Source organism: Sphingomonas sp. ABOLH, assembly GCF_003951715.1.
Lineage (GTDB): Bacteria > Pseudomonadota > Alphaproteobacteria > Sphingomonadales > Sphingomonadaceae > Sphingomonas > Sphingomonas hankookensis_A.
The window spans coordinates 1-1,187 of the sequence record NZ_QQWV01000109.1 but is presented as its reverse complement, the minus strand read 5'-3'; the positions used below and the strand labels follow the sequence as shown (position 1 = coordinate 1,187).

General features: G+C 69.2%; 2 protein-coding genes and 1 pseudogene. All 3 read right to left on the bottom strand.

Annotated features, from left to right (window positions below; all coding sequences use genetic code 11):
• A pseudogene (locus CA237_RS19455) lies at positions 1–124 on the bottom strand (ATP-binding protein); the annotation flags it as partial.
• Between the two features lie 50 nt (positions 125–174).
• Positions 175–828 (bottom strand): MarC family protein, encoded by a 654-nt coding sequence (locus tag CA237_RS19450; protein WP_126015330.1) that lies wholly within the window; start codon positions 826–828, stop codon positions 175–177.
• Positions 829–830: 2 nt separating this feature from the next.
• Positions 831–1,007 carry a hypothetical protein gene (locus CA237_RS19845; protein WP_164523939.1) on the bottom strand — a complete coding sequence of 59 codons (177 nt, stop codon included), beginning with the start codon at positions 1,005–1,007 and terminating at the stop codon, positions 831–833.
• Positions 1,008–1,187 lie beyond the last annotated feature (180 nt).

Below are 1,187 nucleotides of genomic sequence, written 5' to 3'. Positions count from 1 at the left end.
TCAGGTGGAACAAGAGCTGCCCGCCGGATCGGGCGAACGGCAGATAGCCCAGTTCATCGAGCACCACGAGATCAAGCCGGCTGAGCTGCGCGGCGATGGCGCCGGCCTTGCCGATGCGGGCTTCTTCTCCATCGACATGCGATCATCGCGCGGCAGCGCTCGGCGGCGCCGCCGTCAGTGCCGGGCCGCCGCCCCCACGGCTTCGGCCTTGGGCATGGGCGGAAGGATGCCGTAGCCGCGCAGGCCCAGCGCCATGATTTCGATCGCCAGCGCGCACAGCAAGAGGCCGACCACCCGGAGCAGCACGGGCGCGACCGAAAAGCCGCCGTCGACGCGCTTCTTCTTTCCGCCGAAGAAGGCGAGGCCGTAGAGGATCGCCGCGTTGATGCCGAGCACGATGGCGAGGGCGAGCCACAGGGGGCCCTGGCCTGCGTCGCGGAGCGCCGTCGAGGCGATGGTCACCGCCACGATCGATTGCGGGGAGGCGAGGAGCGGCATGCCGAGGGGATAGACCGCCATCCCGACGCCGAGCGGGGGGGTGTCGTCGGCACTGTGGTCCTCGCCCAGCACGAGTTGCAGGGCGAAGAGCAGCAGCACGAGCCCGCCCGCGACTTCGAGCGCCGCGACCGACACGTGGAACGTCTTGAGGATGTTCTCGCCGCGCCATGCGAAGATCCCAAGCACGCCGGCCTGGATGGCGAGCGCCCGGGTGACGATGGTGAGCTTCTCCTGACGCGACAGGCTCGCTGCCTGGGCGATGAAGAAGGCGGCGGCCTTCGTGGCCCCGGCGGTGATCAGCAGGATCACCAGCAGATCGCTGAATTGCATGTCTATGCCCCCGTTGCTTCGATCATGTCGTCCCTTGTGCGGCGTGCCCGCCAGCGGTCGAGCCCCCCGACCAGCGCAGCCGCGACCACCGCGAGCGCCAGCATCATGGCGATCCGGCGCAGGGTGAGCGGCCAGATATCGGTCCCCATCTCGCTGTCGGCCACCGTCGTGCCCAGCACCACCAGCATCGTCGAGAGCGCGGGCGGCCACCACTGGCGGCTCGCGGCGGTTGTGTCAATCGGCGTTCAATCGGGACCCCCTATCGGCGCGCAAAAGGGACCCCCTTGCTGAGATGTTGGGTGGTTGATGCTGGGCGCGGTTTTCGCGCTGCTGGCGGCGTAGGGAGGGCGTAGCCCGAC